Annotated in this window: 13 protein-coding genes and 1 pseudogene; 11 read left to right on the forward strand and 3 right to left on the reverse strand. The window is 70.7% G+C overall.

Going from position 1 to position 15,091, the window contains the following annotated elements:
* Positions 1-249: 249 nt before the first annotated feature.
* The 6 genes from BW949_RS02575 to BW949_RS02600 are packed head-to-tail and all read left to right on the forward strand — an operon-like array spanning position 250 to position 6,247.
* Positions 250-3,096: a monovalent cation/H+ antiporter subunit A gene (locus BW949_RS02575; protein WP_076363330.1), complete on the forward strand. Its 2,847-nt coding sequence runs from the start codon at positions 250-252 to the stop codon at positions 3,094-3,096.
* Positions 3,096-3,437, forward strand: a complete 342-nt coding sequence (locus tag BW949_RS02580; protein ID WP_076363331.1) for a Na+/H+ antiporter subunit C — start codon at positions 3,096-3,098, stop codon at positions 3,435-3,437. Before BW949_RS02575 ends, BW949_RS02580 begins: the two co-directional genes overlap by 1 nt.
* Complete coding sequence (locus BW949_RS02585; protein ID WP_076363332.1) at positions 3,434-5,074, forward strand: monovalent cation/H+ antiporter subunit D; 1,641 nt, start codon at positions 3,434-3,436, stop codon at positions 5,072-5,074. The genes BW949_RS02580 and BW949_RS02585 overlap by 4 nt, the downstream gene beginning before the upstream one ends.
* A gap of 1 nt (position 5,075) precedes the next feature.
* A complete protein-coding gene (locus tag BW949_RS02590) occupies positions 5,076-5,567 on the forward strand; it encodes a Na+/H+ antiporter subunit E (RefSeq protein ID WP_076363333.1) in 492 nt (163 codons plus the stop codon).
* Entirely contained in the window at positions 5,564-5,833 is a 270-nt protein-coding gene (locus BW949_RS02595) for a K+/H+ antiporter subunit F (protein ID WP_076363334.1), read from the forward strand. Before BW949_RS02590 ends, BW949_RS02595 begins: the two co-directional genes overlap by 4 nt.
* 9 nt (positions 5,834-5,842) lie before the next feature.
* The gene (locus tag BW949_RS02600) at positions 5,843-6,247 is read left to right on the forward strand and encodes a Na+/H+ antiporter subunit G (RefSeq protein WP_076363335.1); all 405 of its coding nucleotides are present in this window, start codon (positions 5,843-5,845) and stop codon (positions 6,245-6,247) included.
* A gap of 47 nt (positions 6,248-6,294) precedes the next feature.
* Here the strand turns inward: BW949_RS02600 and BW949_RS02605 are convergent, their stop codons facing one another.
* The gene (locus BW949_RS02605; RefSeq protein ID WP_076363336.1) at positions 6,295-7,488 is read right to left on the reverse strand and encodes an ROK family transcriptional regulator; all 1,194 of its coding nucleotides are present in this window, start codon (positions 7,486-7,488) and stop codon (positions 6,295-6,297) included.
* A 267-nt stretch (positions 7,489-7,755) separates the two neighbouring features.
* Here BW949_RS02605 and BW949_RS02610 point away from each other — a divergent pair, with 267 nt between their 5' ends.
* The 3 genes and pseudogenes from BW949_RS02610 (at position 7,756) to BW949_RS02620 (ending at position 10,711) form a co-directional block, all read left to right on the forward strand.
* The gene (locus BW949_RS02610; protein ID WP_083947539.1) at positions 7,756-8,769 is read left to right on the forward strand and encodes a sugar ABC transporter substrate-binding protein; all 1,014 of its coding nucleotides are present in this window, start codon (positions 7,756-7,758) and stop codon (positions 8,767-8,769) included.
* 81 nt (positions 8,770-8,850) lie between these two features.
* Positions 8,851-9,935, forward strand: a pseudogene (locus BW949_RS02615) (ABC transporter permease).
* Complete coding sequence (locus BW949_RS02620; RefSeq protein WP_076363337.1) at positions 9,935-10,711, forward strand: ATP-binding cassette domain-containing protein; 777 nt, start codon at positions 9,935-9,937, stop codon at positions 10,709-10,711. The pseudogene BW949_RS02615 and the gene BW949_RS02620 overlap by 1 nt, the downstream one beginning before the upstream one ends.
* Positions 10,712-10,721: 10 nt before the next feature.
* On the opposite strand, the gene BW949_RS02625 is transcribed toward BW949_RS02620, so the two are convergent.
* Both BW949_RS02625 and BW949_RS02630 read right to left on the reverse strand, forming a co-directional pair.
* Positions 10,722-13,247, reverse strand: a complete 2,526-nt coding sequence (locus BW949_RS02625) for an ABC transporter permease (RefSeq protein WP_076363338.1) — start codon at positions 13,245-13,247, stop codon at positions 10,722-10,724.
* Positions 13,244-13,954, reverse strand: coding sequence for an ABC transporter ATP-binding protein (locus BW949_RS02630; protein ID WP_076363339.1), 711 nt, complete (start codon positions 13,952-13,954; stop codon positions 13,244-13,246). Before BW949_RS02630 ends, BW949_RS02625 begins: the two co-directional genes overlap by 4 nt.
* On the opposite strand from BW949_RS02630, the gene BW949_RS02635 reads away from it, so the two are divergent.
* Complete coding sequence (locus BW949_RS02635; protein WP_083947540.1) at positions 13,953-14,669, forward strand: arylesterase; 717 nt, start codon at positions 13,953-13,955, stop codon at positions 14,667-14,669. The two genes, BW949_RS02630 and BW949_RS02635, sit on opposite strands and share 2 nt — an antisense overlap.
* A gap of 102 nt (positions 14,670-14,771) precedes the next feature.
* Positions 14,772-15,014, forward strand: coding sequence for a BolA/IbaG family iron-sulfur metabolism protein (locus BW949_RS02640; protein ID WP_076363340.1), 243 nt, complete (start codon positions 14,772-14,774; stop codon positions 15,012-15,014).
* Positions 15,015-15,091: the final 77 nt, after the last annotated feature.

The following is a 15,091-nucleotide window of genomic DNA, read 5'->3' on the forward strand; positions in this document are numbered from 1 at the left end:
GAAACCGGGCGTTAATCCTGCGCTTTCGTCTTGACAGAGGGGCATCCTGGGCACACCTGAAAGCCGGGGGGAGAGGCAACGAACGCCACCCTGCCCCCGTGCGCGGCGTGATTTCGCCGCGCGCATGGGGCCATTCCGGCCCGCTTCCCGCGGCCCCGGCGGTCGCGCAACGAACGGACCGAGCGAGCACGAGATGACTTCACGTCCCCCGCGACCCGCCCCGATCCGCGCTGCCCGAGGGCCGCGCGCATGAGCCTTGGCCTGATCGTCCTGCTTCCCTTCTTCGGCGCGCTCCTGCCGGGGCTTCTGGTGCGCGCGGGGCGCGATACCGCCGCCATCGGCGCCGGCGCCGTGACCCTTCTGGCCGCCATCGGCGTGGCGCTGAACGCCCCCGAGGTGCTGCGCGGCGGGGTCGTGTCGCAATCGCTGCCCTGGCTGCCGCAGGCGGGGCTGATGGCCTCGTTCCGGATGGACGGGCTGGGGCTGATGTTTGCCGGGCTGATCCTGGGGATCGGCCTTCTGATCATCCTCTATGCCCGCCATTACCTGACCAAGCAGGATCCCTTCGGCAAGTTCCTCAGCTTCCTGATGGCCTTCCAGGGCGCCATGCTGGGCATCGTGCTTTCGGGCAACGTCTTGATGCTGCTGGTCTTCTGGGAGCTGACCTCGCTCACCTCCTTCCTGCTGATCGGCTATTGGCGGCACCTGCCCGAAGGCCGGCAGGGCGCGCGCATGGCGCTGGGCGTCACCGCGTCGGGGGGGCTGGCGATGCTGGCGGGCCTGCTGATCCTGGGCCATGTCGCCGGCAGCTATGAAATCGCCGACATCCTGGCCGCGGGCCCGGCGATCCGGTCGTCGGAGCTTTACCTTCCCGCGCTGATCCTGATCTGCATCGGCGCCTTTGCCAAATCGGCGCAATTCCCGTTCCACTTCTGGCTGCCGCAGGCGATGGCCGCGCCGACGCCGGTCTCGGCCTATCTGCATTCGGCCACGATGGTGAAGGCCGGGCTCTATCTGCTGGCGCGGCTCTGGCCGGTCCTGTCGGGGCGCGAGGAATGGGTCTGGCTGGTGGCGGGCACGGGCCTTCTGACCATGTGCATCGGCGCGGTGGTCGCGCTTTTCAAGGACGACCTGAAGGGCCTCCTGGCCTATTCCACCGTCTCGCATCTGGGGCTGATCACCTTCCTCTTCGGTCTGGGCACCAAGGCCGCGGCCTTTGCGGGGGTGTTTCACATTCTCAACCACGCGCTGTTCAAGGCCGCGCTCTTTCTGGTGGCGGGGATCATCGACCACGCCGCGCATACCCGCGACCTGAAACGGCTGGGCGGGCTGATGCGGCTGATGCCGCTGACGTTCCTGCTGGCGGGGATCGGCACGCTGTCGATGGCGGGCGTGCCCCCCTTCAACGGCTTTCTCAGCAAGGAGCTGATGCTCGAAGCCGCGCTCGAGGCCGGCCATGCCTTCGGCCCGCTGATCCCGGTGGCCGCGGGTCTGGCGGCGGCCTTCTCGGTGGCCTATGCCGGGCGCTTCCTGATCCACGGCTTCTTCGGCCCGGTGCGCCACGACTACCCCGAATATCCCCATGACCCCGGTCCGGGGCTGGCGATCTCGCCGCTGGTGCTGGCGGGGCTGGCGGTGGCGGTGGGGCTGATGCCCGAACCGATCGCGGGCGGGCTGGTCCGTCTGGCCTCGGGCGCGGTGACGGGCGCCGAAATCGACACCCATATCGCGCTCTGGCACGGGCTGACACCGGCGCTGGGCGTGTCGATGGCCGCGCTGCTGGGCGGGGCGGTGATCCTGGCCGCCTATCGCCCGCTGGCGCGCGGCTGGGCCGCCACCCCCCGCCCCGAGGCCCGGCTGATCTATGGCCAGATCGAAACCGGCCTGCGCCGCGGCGCGCGCGCGCTGACGGCGTGGCTGCTGAACGGCGCGCTGTCGCGTTATCTGGGCGTGTTCCTGGTGGTCACGCTGGCCGCCGGCGTCTGGGCGCTGGGCGGTGCCCCCGGCCCCGAGACCCGCCCCATGCTGGCCGTGCCGCCGGGCGTTGCCGTCTTCTGGGCGCTTCTGGTGCTGGGCTCGGCCTGCGTCGTGGCCTTTCACCGCACCCGCGTCCTGGCGCTGGTGGCGGTGGGGATCGTGGGGCTGATGGTGTCGATGGCATTCGTCTATCTGTCCGCACCCGACCTTGCGCTGACCCAGATCTCGGTCGAGGTGGTCACCGTCATCCTGATGTTGCTGGCGCTGAACTTCCTGCCCAAGCGCACCCCCGCCCCCGAGGGCGCGGGCCCCCGCGCCTGGCAGATGGGCGCGGGCGTCATCGCCACGCTGACCGGGCTTGGGGCGGGCGCGCTCTCCTATGCGCTGATGCGGCGCGACTTCGCCTTTGAGCCGATCTCGGATTATCACCTGGCCAATTCGGTGCCGGGCGGCGGCGGCGCCAATGTCGTCAACGTCATCCTGGTGGACTTCCGCGGCTATGATACCTTCGGCGAGATCACCGTTCTGGGGATCGCGGCGCTGGTCATCTATGCGCTGACCGAATCGCTGCTGGGCGGGCCGGCCTCGCGGCGGCTGATCGCCTGGACCCCCGATCAGGCCCGCGCCGGCGACCGCCACCCGCTGATGATGGTCGTGGCCTCGCGGGTGATGATGCCGATCGCGGTGCTGGTGGGCGTCTACATCTTCCTGCGCGGGCACAACACGCCCGGCGGCGGCTTCATCGCCGGGCTGGTGATGGCGATCGCGCTTCTGATGCAATACATGGCCTCGGGCTTTGCCTGGGCGCAGGCCCGCCAGAAGATCTATTACCACGTGCTGATCGGGCTGGGCGTGCTGATCGCGGGCTTCACCGGCATCGCCTCCTGGGCGTTCGACCGGCCGTTCCTGACCTCGGCCTTCGGGCATGTGCATATCCCGCTTCTGGGCGATGCCGAGATCGCCTCGGCCATGGCCTTTGACCTGGGCGTCCTGCTGACGGTGGTCGGCTCGGTCATGCTGGCGCTGGCGTCGCTGTCGCGGATCGCGCGGCGCGCCGGCGGCGAGGTGCTGAGCGGCCTGCCCGCCCCCCATGACGATGACGCGGAGGACCGCCGCTGATGGAAGTGCTTGTCGCCACCGCCATTGCCGCCATGACCGGCGCGGGCGCCTATCTTGTGCTGCAACGGGAAAGCTTTCCGGTCGTGCTGGGGCTGGCCATGCTGTCCTATGCGGTCAACCTGTTCCTGTTCTCGACCGGACGTCTGGTCGTGGGCCAGGCGCCGGTGATCTCGGCCCAGGCCACGGGCTATACCGACCCGCTGCCCCAGGCGCTGGTGCTGACCGCGATCGTGATCTCGTTTGCGATGACCGCGCTCGTGGTGATGCTGGCGCTTGGCGCCTTTCTCGAGCGCGGGCGTGACACCATCGACCTCGAGGACGACCCGGAGGCCCGGCCATGAACCACTGGATCATTGCGCCCGTCATCCTGCCGGCCGTGCTGGGCCCGCTGATCGTGCTCTGGGGGCGGTTCGACATGCTGCTCCAGCGCGTCTTCTCGGGCTTTGCGGTGGGCGCGCTTCTCGTGCTGTCGGTGGTGCTGTTCGTGTCCACGCTGGACGGCCAGACGCAGCATTACGCGCTGGGCAACTGGCCTGCGCCCTTCGGCATCGAGCTGGTGCTTGACCGGCTGTCGGCGCTGATGCTGGTGATCGTGGCGGCGCTGGGGGTGCTGGTGCTGTGGCATGCCATCGCCACCGGCTGGGACCGCAAGGGTTGGCATTTCCATTCGCTGTTCCAGTTCCAGCTGATGGGGCTGAACGGCGCCTTCCTGACCGCCGATGCCTTCAACCTGTTCGTCTTCTTCGAGATCCTGCTGATCGCCTCCTACGGGCTGATGATCCACGCAGGCGGCAAGGCGCGGCTGGCGGCCGGTCTGCAATATGTGGTGATGAACCTGGCGGGATCGACGCTGTTCCTGTTCGCGCTGGGCACGATCTATGCCACGACCGGCACGCTCAACATGGCCGATCTGGGCGCCCGGATCGCGGCGCTGCCGCCCGGTGACGCGGGCCTTGTCCGGGTGGGGGCCGTTCTCCTGATCCTGGTCTTCGCGCTCAAGGCTGCGCTGGTGCCGCTCCATTTCTGGCTGCCCGACACCTATGCCGGCGCGCCAGGCCCGGTGGCGGCGCTCTTTGCGGTGATGACCAAGGTCGGCGCCTATTCCATCCTGCGGCTGTCCTCGATCGCCTTCGGGGCGGGGCCGGCCACCGATGGCCTGATGGAGGATCTGCTCTGGCCCGCAGCCCTGGTCACGCTGGCCATCGGCGCTGTGGGGGTGCTGGGCGCGCGCGATCTGGGCCGCCTGGCCGCCTGGAGCGCGGTGGCCTCGATGGGCAACCTCATGGCGGCGCTGGCGCTGCCGGGGGGCGCGGGCGTGGCGCCTGCGCTCTATTACATGGTCCATTCCACCTTTGCCGGGGCGGCGATGTTCCTGATCGCCGATCTGGTGGCCAGCCGCCGGTCCGAAGGGCTGGGCCTGCATCCGGCCGCGGCAATGGCAGGAGGCGGGCTTCTGGGGCTGATGTTCATGGCCGCGGCGGTGGCGGCGGCGGGGCTGCCGCCGCTCTCGGGCTTCACCGGCAAGCTGATGATCCTCGAGGCGCTGACCTCGCGGCCCGAATGGCCGCTGGCCTGGGCGGTGATGCTGGGGGGATCGCTCCTGATGGTGGTGGGCTTTGCCCGCGCGGGCTCGGTCCTGTTCTGGAAGGAACGCGACCCCAAGGCCGCCCCCGCCGGCGGCAAGACCAGTGCCGACATTCCCGCCGACCCCGACGCGCTGCCCGCCGAAGCCGAGGAACCGCGCGTCCAGACCTCGCTGCCCGCGCCGCGCGCGCTCAGCCTGACCGCCGCGCCCACGGTTGCCGCGCTCCTGCTGCTGGCGGCGCTGAGCGCGCTGGCCGGCCCGGCGCTGACCTGGGCCGAGGGCACGGCCGCGCAACTGACCGAGGACACCCGGCGCGAGGCCCATCAGCCGGTGCCGCGCGGCATGGGCGCCCCGCTCGAGATCCCGACCGGGCATGGCGAGGGAGGGCACTGACATGCGCCGCAAGCTGATCCCGCATCCGCATCTGAGCCTTCTGCTGCTGGTCGTCTGGGTCATGCTGCAAAACCGGGTCACACCGGGCAGCGTGGCCATGGGGCTGGTGCTGGGCCTCGTCATTCCGGTGATGACCGCGCCCTATTGGCCCGACCGGCCGTCGCTGCGCGGCTGGGGACGGATGATCGCCTATGCGCTTCTGGTCATGGGCGATATCGTGCGCGCCAATGTCATCGTGGCGGGCATCGTTCTGTTCAAGCGCAACGCCGATCTGCGCCCCGCCTGGGTTGCGGTGCCGCTCGATCTGACCTCGGCCGAGGCGATCACCACGCTGGCGGGCACCGTGACCATGACCCCCGGCACCGTCTCGGCGGATCTGTCGGCTGACGGGCGCACGCTGCTGGTCCATTGCCTGCACGCCCCCGACCCGCAATCCGTGATCGACGAGATCAAGGACCGCTACGAACGCCGCCTGATGGAGATTTTCGAATGATCGACCTGGCTCTCGACTTTGCCTATGTCTGCTTCGGGCTGGGCCTTGCCTTCACCGCCTGGCGGGTGGTGCGCGCGCCGGGCATCGTGGACCGGATCCTGGCGCTTGACACGATGGTCATCAACGCCATCGGCCTGCTGATCCTGCTGGGCATCTCGGAAGACACCGGCGTCTATTTCGAGGCCGCGATCCTGATCGCCATGGTGGGGTTCGTCTCGACCGTGGCCTTTGCCAAATTCGTCCTGCGCGGCGACGTGATCGAATAGGGGGGCGGCATGGAACTGATCTGGGAAATCGCGGTTTCGGCCTTCCTGGTGCTGGCGGGTATCTTCGCGCTGGTGGGGGCCTGGGGTCTGGTCAAGCTGCCCTCGCCGATGACGCGGCTGCATGCGCCGACCAAGGCCACCACGCTGGGCGTCGGCGGCGTGCTCATCGCCTCGATGATCTGGAGCATCGGCAGCCACGGCGTGCTGTCCTTCCACGAATTGCTGATCACGCTCTTCCTGTTCCTGACCGCCCCCATCACGGCGAATTTCATCGCCAAGGCCAACCTGCATCGCGCCGCCCCGCCCGAAGACCTGCCGACCCTGCCCGAGGGCCAGCTCTGGGCGCATCAAAGCCCCGGCACCGACACGTCGGAGGCCGCCTTCGAGGACAAGGAAACCCACCGCGGCGGCTGATCGCCCCCCCTCCTGCCCCCTGCCCGGTCCGCTCGGGGCCGCCGGTGTCAGGTGCCGAAGCTTGCGCCCACCATCAGGTATTCCGAGGCGATGGGCAGGAACGCCCCCCCGATCGAGCGCGCCTGCGCCCCCACCGCGCCTTCGCGCAAGACCGGACGGGCAATGCCCTGGGTCTCGATCCCCTCGAGATGACGGCGGGCGGCCTCGATCAGACGCGCGCGCACATCGGTCGGAAAGCCCCCGTCGATCACCACCGCCTCGAAGTCGATCACCGAACAGACCGCGACCGCCGCCACCGCCAGATGCCGCGCGGTGGCCTCGATCCAGTCGTCGACCGGACGGCCCAGCCCCTCCCAACCTTCGGTGCCGCGCCAGATCCGCATCGGATCCTCGCCCGCCTCGAGAAGCCGGCGTTCGAGCAGGTAAAGCGAGGCCTTGTGCAGAAGCTGGTGACCCGGCCGCGCGGTATCGCCCACCGGCAGCGTGCCAAAGGCGCCGGCATTGCCCGTGCGCCCGGCATGGACCGCGCCGTTCAGAACCACGCCGCCACCGCAGAAATAGCCAATGAAGACATAGGCGTAATCCGACAGCCCCCGGCCCTGGCCAAAGGCGTGCTCGGCCGCGCAGGCAGCGGTGGCGTCGTTGCTCAGGAACACCTTGTGATCGGAAATCTCGCCGATGGCGGCGGCAAAGTCGAAATCACGCCAGGCCTCCATCTCGTGCGGGGAGGCGCGCACCGTGTCGAGCCAGTTCCACAGCTCGAAGGGCACGGCCACGCCGATCCCGGCGATGCGGGCGCGTTCCTCGGCGCTCAGCGTCGCCTCGATCCGCGGAAGACCGGCGCGCAGGAACCCCATCACCTTGTCGGGCGTGGGAAAGGCATAGGTCGCCGCCAGCCGGGCCCGCATCTTCCCCGCCAGATCCACCAGAACCAGGTCGGTCGTGCGCCGCCCGATCTTGAAGCCCAGCGACAGCACGCCCCCCGGCGCCAGCGCCACCGGCGTCTGCGGCTTGCCGAACTTGCCGCGCTGGGGCGTGCCGCGCGTGATCAGCCCCTCGGCCTCGAGCCGGCGCAGGATCACCGAAACCGTCTGCGCCGACAGCCGCGTGCGCCGCGCGATCTCGACCGAGGCGATCGCGCCGTGGCGCTGGATCACCGACATCACCACGCGTTCGTTGTAGTCGCGCAGGCCGACATGGTTGGCGCCCCCCGTCGGGTCTCTGATCTCGGCTCCCGGCATGCGCTCTTCTCCCCGACGGCCCCCCTTGCTGTCGCTCCCTGTCTGGGCCGCTATCTGGACCTCAGTCTGGGCGCGCCCGGTTTTTAAATCAATAATAATTATTTATTGACAGATAGGACCGAGTCGGCCTTTCATGAACTGACAAGCGCGGCCCGCGGGGGAGGACCGCAGCGCTTGGCCGGGCAATGCCGCGCCGCCCAGGGCCGGCCCCACTGCCACGCGACCGACAGCGGCCCGAACCGGAGGGAGATAACGGGAGGAGAGTTCGTGAAGACGCGCGTTGCCGTTCCGGTGGCGCTAGTCCTTGCCCTGGCGGCGCAGTCCGCAGGGGCCGAGGTCTCGGCCTGCCTGATCACCAAGACCGACACCAACCCCTTCTTCGTCAAGATGAAGGAGGGCGCAACCGCCAGGGCCGCGGCGCTGGGTATCACGCTGAAATCCTATGCCGGCAAGATCGACGGCGACAGCGAAAGCCAGATTGCCGCCATCGAGACCTGCATCGCCGATGGCGCCAAGGGCATCTTGCTGACGCCCTCGGACACCAAGGGGATCGTGCCGGCGGTGCAGAAGGCGCGCGACGCCGGCCTCCTGGTCATCGCGCTCGACACGCCGCTTGATCCGGTCGAGGCCGCCGTCATGACCTTTGCCACCGACAATTTCCGCGCCGGCGAATTGATCGGGCAATGGGCCGCGGCGGCGCTGGGCGCGAAGGCGGCAGAGGCGCGCATCGCCCTGCTGGATCTGAACGTCAGCCAACCCTCGGTCGATGTGCTGCGCGATCAGGGCTTCCTGAGCGGCTTTGGCATCGATCTGGGCGACCCCGGCAAATGGGGCGACGAGACCGACCCGCGCATCGTCGGCCATGACGTCACCAACGGCAACGAGGAAGGCGGCCGCATGGCGATGGAAAGCCTGCTGGCGTGCGACCCGTTCATCAACGTGGTCTACACGATCAACGAACCCGCCGCCGCCGGCGCCCATGAGGCGCTCAAGGCCATCGGCCGCGAGAACGACGTGCTGATCGTGTCGGTCGACGGCGGCTGCCCCGGCGTGGCCAATGTGGCCGCAGGGGTGATCGGGGCGACGGCCCAGCAATATCCGTTGCGGATGGCCGCCAAGGGGGTCGAGGCGATCGCCGCCTGGGCGGCCGACGGCACCAGGCCCGCCGCCACCGAAGGCAAGACCTTCTTCGACACCGGCGTGACGCTGATCACCGACCAGCCGGTTCCGGGCATCGACTCGATCGACGCGAAAGCCGGCGCCGATCTGTGCTGGGGCTGAGCCCCCGCGTCGAAACGCCCCGCGGGGCACAGGGAAAGGCGGGGCCGGGGAAAGCGGGGCGCGGATCGCGGGGGACAGGCCATGACGACCCAGAACAGCCACGGACCGCCAGGCGATGCGCAGGCTCGGGCCGCCCCGGCACCCCAGATCGCCCGTTTCGCCCCCGAACGCAGCCTGGCGGCACGCCTTCACCGGCTCCTGCACCAGACCCCCGCCATGGTGCCGCTGATCGTTCTGGTCTCGGCCCTGGCCGTCTTTGCCGCCCTTCTGGGACAGAAGTTCCTGTCGCCCTTCACGCTGACCTTGATCCTGCAACAGGTGGCCATTGTCGGCATTGTCGGGGCGGCGCAGACGCTGGTGATCCTGACCGCGGGGATCGACCTGTCGGTGGGGGCGGTGATGGTGCTCAGCTCGGTGGTCATGGGCCAGGTCACCTTCCGCTACGGGATGCCGCCCGTGCTGGGCGTGGGGGCGGGCCTGGCCACCGGCGCGCTGATGGGGCTGATCAGCGGGCTTCTGGTCGCGCGCATGAAGCTGCCGCCCTTCATCGTGACGCTGGGCATGTGGCAGATCGTGCTGGCGACGAATTTCCTCTATTCCGCCAACGAGACGATCCGCGCCCAGGACATCGCGCGCGCGGCGCCGCTTCTGCAAGTCTTCGGCCAGTCGTTCCGTCCGGGCGGGGCGGTCTTCACCCATGGCGTGGTGGCGATGGTGGCGCTGGTGCTGGGGCTGGCCTATGTGCTGCGCCACACCGCCTGGGGGCGCCATGTCTATGCCGTGTCTATGCCGTGGGCGACGACCCCGACGCCGCCGAGCTGGCCGGCGTGCAGGTCGCCCGCGTTCTGGTCGCGGTCTACGTCCTCTCGGGGCTGATCTGCGCGCTGGCGGGCTGGGTGCTGATCGGGCGGCTGGGCTCGGTCTCGCCCACCGCCGGGCAATTCGCCAATATCGAAAGCATCACCGCCGTGGTGATCGGGGGGATCTCGCTCTTTGGCGGGCGCGGCTCGATCCTGGGCATGCTGTTCGGGGCGCTGATCGTGGGGGTGTTCTCGCTGGGCCTCAAGATGCTGGGCACCGATCCGCAATGGACCTATCTGCTGATCGGCGGCCTGATCATCGCGGCGGTGGCCGTCGATCAGTGGATCCGAAAGGTGGCCGGCTGATGGACCCGATCCTCAAGACCCGCGGCCTGGTCAAGCGCTATGGCCGGGTGACCGCGCTCGATCATTGCGACTTCGACCTGATGCCGGGCGAGATCCTGGCCGTGATCGGCGACAATGGCACGGGCAAGTCCACCCTGATCAAGGCGATCTCGGGGGCGATCCGGCCCGATGCCGGCACGATCACGCTGGAGGGGCGCGAGATGCGCTTCACCTCGCCGCTTGATGCGCGCGCGGCCGGGATCGAGACCGTCTATCAGAACCTTGCGCTCTCGCCCGCGCTCTCGATCGCCGACAACATGTTCCTGGGCCGCGAGATCCGCAAGCCGGGCTTTCTGGGCACGGTCCTGCGCATGCTCGACCGCCCCGAGATGGAGCGCCGCGCCCGCGCGAAGCTGACCGAACTGGGGCTGATGACGATCCAGAACATCGCCCAGCCGGTCGAGACCCTCTCGGGCGGGCAGCGACAGGGCGTGGCGGTGGCGCGCGCGGCGGCCTTCGGCTCGAAGGTGGTGATCATGGACGAACCCACCGCGGCGCTGGGGGTCAAGGAAAGCCGCCGGGTGCTCGAGCTGATCCTCGACGTGAAGGCGCGCGGCCTGCCGATCGTGCTGATCAGCCACAACATGCCGCATGTCTTCGAGGTGGCCGACCGCATCCATGTGCACCGGCTGGGGCGGCGGCTGTGCGTGATCGACCCGCGCAATTACACCATGTCGGACGCGGTGGCCTTCATGACCGGCGCGCGCAAACCCCCGGCGGAGGGCGGCGCGCCCTGAGCGCGCCCCCTCAGGGCGCGCGCAGCACGCCTGCGGGCCGCGCCGCCAGCGGGCGCAGCGCAAAGACCAGCCCGGCGGCCAGATTGGCGCCCGCGCCCCCCGCAACGACCCACAGCGCCGGCCCCAGCGCCGGGCGGAATTCGGCCTCCATCAGCCGGTCGATGACGACCCAGCCCGCCAGCAGGCCCAGCGCCACCGCCACAACGCCCGCCGCCGCCCCCATCAGCGCCGCACGCAGCGCAAACGACGCCAGGATGGTCCGCCGCGAGGCCCCCAGCACCTTGAGAAGCGCCGCCTCGCGGGCGCGCTGGGCCTCGCCGGCCGCGGCCGCCCCGATCAGCACCACCAGCCCCGAGGCCAGCGTGACCCCGGCCGCAAGGCTGCTGGCCTGCGCCACCTGCCCCAGCGCGCGCGCCACCTGGCCGATGGCCTCGCGCACGCCGATCAGGGTGATGTTGGGGAAGGCGCGGGTCAGATCGCGCAGAAGGCCCGCCTCGGCCTCGGGGGGGGCATAGATCGTGGCGATGGCGCTGTGGGGCGCGCCGCGCAAGGCCGCCTCGTTCAGGATCAGCACGAAGCCCAGCCCCGCCGAGGAGAAATCGACCTCGCGCAGCGAGGTGATCGTGGCCTCGATCTCGCGGCCCAGGATATTGACCGAAAGCGTGTCACCCAGGGCAAGGCCCAGTTCCTCGGCCTGGGCGGCGGCGAAACTGGCCTGGGCGGGGCCGGTGTAATCCTCGGGCCACCATTCGCCGGCCACGATGCGGGTGTCGGGCGGGGGCGCGGCCGCATAGCTCACGCCGCGATCGCCGCGGACCACCCAGTGATCGCCCGCCACCTCGCGCGCGGGGCGGCCCTTGAGGCGCGTGACGACCCCGCGCAGCATCGGCGCGGTCTGCACCTTCTCGACCAGCGGATCGCCGGCCAGCCGTTCGGAAAAGGGCGCCAACTGATCGGGCTGGATGTCCAGCACGAAATAGGCCGGCGCGCGGGCAGGCAGATCGGTCGCCACGGCGCGGCGCAAGCCCCCGTCGATCTGGCCGATCGCGGCCAGCACCGTCAGCCCCAGCCCCAGCGCCATGACCACCGCGCGCGCCTCCGAGCGCGGGCCGCCCACCGCCGCGAGCGCCGTGCGCAGGACCGGCCGGCCATCGGCCAGCCCGCCGCGCGCGGCCCGGCGCGCCAGCACCGCAAGCCCCGCCCCCACGGCCCAGAGAAGCGCCAGCGCCACGCCGACCCCGGCCACCGTGCCCAGCGCCAGCATCGGACGCGCCGAGAAGAAGGCCGCAGCCCCCGCCAGCGCGCCCAGCAGACCACCCGCCGCTATCACGCTGCCCGCACCGGGCCAGGCCCGCGCCCCCGGCCCGATATCGCGCAAAAGCGCCGCCGCCGGCACGCCCAGACGCCGCGCCAACGGCCAGAGCGCAAAGAGCGCGGCCACCAGCGCGCCATAGACCGCCCCCTCGGCCAGCGCCCTCGGATCGAGCGCGAAATCCAGATCGAACGGCAGGACCGGCGCCAGGAGCGGCGCCGCCAGAAGCGGCAGCCCCGCCCCCAGCGCCAGCCCCAGCGTCACGCCCAGCGCCGTCATCGCCGCGATCTGGAGGCCGAAGACCGCCCGCACCAGCCCGGCCGAGGCCCCGAGGCTGCGCAGGATGGCAATGGTGGCGGTCTTGCGCTCCATCCAGGCGCGCACCGCCGCCGAGATGCCCACGCCGCCCACGCCCAGCCCCGCCAGCCCGACCAGCACGAGGAACGTCGCCATGCGGTCGAGGAACCGCTCCGAGCCCGGCGAGGCCCGGCGCGCATCGCGCCAGCGCATCCCGGCGTCGTGAAAGCGCGTCTCGGCAGCGGATTTCTCGGCGGCAAGGTCGGCGCCCGGCAGCAGCAGCCGATAGGCCACCTCGTAGAGCGCGCCGGGCCCGATCAGCCCCGCCTCGGCCAGCGCCGCCTCGCGCACCAGAAGCCGCGGCCCGAAGCCCGAGCCAAAGCCCCCCACACCGGCGCTGTCGGGCTCGCGCAGCAGAACCGCGCGGAATTCGAATTCGGTATCGCCCAGAAGGAAGCGGTCGCCGGGGGCCAGCTCCAGCCGCTCGGCCAGCACGCGCTCCATCGCGGCGCCGGGGACGCCGTCGCGCGCCGAAAGCGCCGCCTCGACCGTCATCGGCGGGTCGAATTGCGCCTCCCCCACCAGCGGCCAGGCGGCATCGACCGCCTTGACCCGCGCCAGCGCCGCATCGCCCGAGGGCAGCCGCGCCATCGAGCGGAAGGCCGTCACCTGCGAAACCGCGGCGGCGCGGTCCTCCATCCAGGCGCGCTCCTGCGCGTCGGCGTGACGATAGGTGAATTCCAGCTCGGCATCGCCGCCCAGGATCACGCGCCCCTCGCGCGCAAGCCCGTCCTGAAGCGCGGCGCGCACCTGCCCCACGGCGACGATGGCGCCCACGCCCAGGATCAGGCACAGCAGGAACACGCGAAACCCGGCCAGCCCGCCGCGCAATTCGCGCGCGGCCAGCCGCAGCGCCAGCGCGCTCATTGATCCGCCCCCGTTGCGGCTTCGGCCGGGGCCTCCTCGGGCGCAAGCTGCCCGTCGGCCATGCGCACCACCCGGTCGCAGCGCGCGGCCAGTTCGGGCGCATGGGTCACCAGAACCAGCGTCGCCCCGTGCCGGTCGCGCAGCGCAAAGATCAGGTCCATGATCGCCGCGCCATTGGCGGCGTCGAGATTTCCGGTGGGTTCGTCGGCCAGAAGGATCGCCGGGCGCGGCGCCATCGCGCGGGCCAGCGCCACGCGCTGCTGCTCGCCGCCCGACATCTCGGCGGGGTAGTGATGCGTCCGCGCGCCCAGCCCCACGGCGTCAAGCTCGGCGCGCGCGCGCGCCATCGCATCCCCCGCCCCGGCCAGCTCCAGCGGCAGCGCCACGTTTTCCAGCGCCGTCAGCGTGGGGATCAGGTGGAAGGATTGGAACACAATGCCCATATTGTCCCTGCGAAAGCGGGCCAGCGCGTCTTCGTCCATCGCGGCCAGATCCCGGCCCAGAACCGAGATGCGCCCGCCGGTGGGCCGTTCGAGCCCGCCCATCAGCATGAGGAGAGACGACTTGCCCGACCCCGACGGCCCCACCAGCCCGACCGATTGCCCCCGGCCCACCTGCATGGAAATCCCGCGCAGCACCTCGACCGGACCGGCGCCCCCCGCCAGCGTGAGGCGCAGATCGTCAAGGGCAAGAACGGGGTCGGTCATGGCAAGGCTCCTGAAACGGGGGGACAGGGTTCGATATGGCCCGCGCCGGCGCCAGAACAAGACCGCAGCGGTTGCGCTGGTGCTGGCGGGGCTCTGGGCGGGCCTGGGCGCGGGGATGGCGGCGGCCGATCCGCTGCGGCTGCTGGCGCTGGGCGACAGCCTGACCCAGGGCTACGGGCTGCCCGCGGGCGAGGGCCTCGTGCCCCAGCTTCAGGCCTGGCTGCGGGGGCAGGGCCTGGACGTGCACGTCATCAACGCGGGCGTGTCGGGCGACACCACCGCGGGCGGGCGCGCGCGGATCGACTGGGCGCTGGCCGAAGACCCCGATGCGGTGATGGTCGCGCTGGGGGGCAACGACCTTCTGCGCGGACTGCCCCCGGCCGAGGCGCGCGCCAATCTGGAGGCAATCCTGGCCACGATCGACGCGCGCGGGCTGCCCGCGCTGATCGCGGGGCTTCCCGCTCCGCCCAATTACGGCGCGGGTTACAAGGCCGATTTCGACGCGATCTGGCCCGAACTGGCGGCCGCCCATGACGCGGTTCTGGTCGAGAACCTGCTGGGCCCCATCGCGGCCCTTCCCCCCGAGACGCGCGCGGAACGCGGGCTGATGCAGGCCGACGGCATCCACCCGTCGGCGCGCGGGGTCGAGAAGGTGGTCGAAGCGCTGGGCCCGCGCGTTGCCGAGCTGCTGGCGCGGGTGCCGCAGAGACCCTGAGCGCCACAAACCCCGCACGCGCCCGCCACCGCCCCTTGCAGCCCCTCGCCGGGCGCTCTACCTTGCGTGTCAAAGCGCCGCAGGTTTGACAGGGAAACAGCAATGCCGATCGAAGCCCAGGACATCGAACATCTGATCCGAAAGGCGTTTCCGGACGCGCAGATCACCATCACCGACCTTGCCGGAGACGGCAATCACTGGGCCGCCGAGGTCATCGACGAAAGCTTCCGCGGCAAGAACCGCGTGCAGCAGCAGCGCGCCGTCTATGCCGCGCTCAAGGACCAGATGGAGGGCTCGAACGGCGCCCTTCACGCGCTGGCGCTGACCACCAAGGCCCCGGCCTGACGTCGCCCGCGCATCGCCCCCCCGTTTTCGAACACCCTCTTGCGCGGCCCGCGCATCGCCCCTGAAAGGAGCATCCC

The sequence above is a fragment of the Phaeovulum vinaykumarii genome (assembly GCF_900156695.1).
Lineage (GTDB): Bacteria > Pseudomonadota > Alphaproteobacteria > Rhodobacterales > Rhodobacteraceae > Bieblia_A > Bieblia_A vinaykumarii.